The sequence below is a fragment of the Ensifer sp. ENS11 genome (assembly GCF_014851895.1).
Taxonomy (GTDB): Bacteria; Pseudomonadota; Alphaproteobacteria; order Rhizobiales; family Rhizobiaceae; genus Ensifer; species Ensifer canadensis.
On record NZ_JACVAN010000060.1, the window covers coordinates 1 to 737 of the forward strand.

Here is a 737-nt window from a genome sequence, read left to right on the forward strand (position 1 = left end):
ACGCCGGCTTCGGTCTTGAGCTTTTCGACCAGTTCGGCCACCGACTTGACCTTGATGCCGGCCTTGCGGCCTTCCGGCTCCTCGGTCTTCAGCACCTTCAGCCGCGCGGTCGTGTCGACACCGAAGTCGGCAGGGGTCTTTTTGTCGAGCGGCTTCTTCTTCGCCTTCATGATGTTGGGAAGCGAGGCATAACGCGGCTCGTTCAGGCGCAGGTCGGTGGTCACCACCGCCGGCAGCTTGATGTCGATCGTCTGCAGGCCGCCGTCGACCTCGCGCGTCACCCTTGCTGTGCCCTCTGGTGCCTTGCCGTCACCGATCTCGACCTTGGAGGCAAAGGTGCCCTGGGCCCAGCCCAGAAGCGCCGACAGCATCTGGCCGGTCTGGTTCGAATCGTCATCGATCGCCTGCTTGCCGACGATGATCAGCCCCGGCTGTTCGGCCTCGGCCACACCCTTGACGATCTTGGCAACAGTGAGCGGCTCGACCTGGTCGTCGGTCTCGACCAGGATCGCCCGATCGGCGCCCATGGCGAGCGCCGTCCGCAGCGTTTCCTCGGCCTTGGCCGGACCGACCGAGACGACCACGACCTCGTCGGCCTTGCCGGCTTCCTTCAGCCGCAGCGCCTCTTCCACCGAGATCTCGTCGAACGGGTTCATCGACATCTTCACGTTGGCAAGCTCGACACCCGAGCCGTCAGCCTTCACCCGGATCTTGACGTTGTAGTCAACCACCCGCTT

Annotated in this window: 1 protein-coding gene; it reads right to left on the bottom strand. The window is 64.3% G+C overall.

Going from position 1 to position 737, the window contains the following annotated elements; all coding sequences use genetic code 11:
• Window positions 1–737: electron transfer flavoprotein subunit beta/FixA family protein (locus IB264_RS34205; RefSeq protein WP_210335725.1), on the bottom strand; the 737-nt coding region annotated here is incomplete at both ends.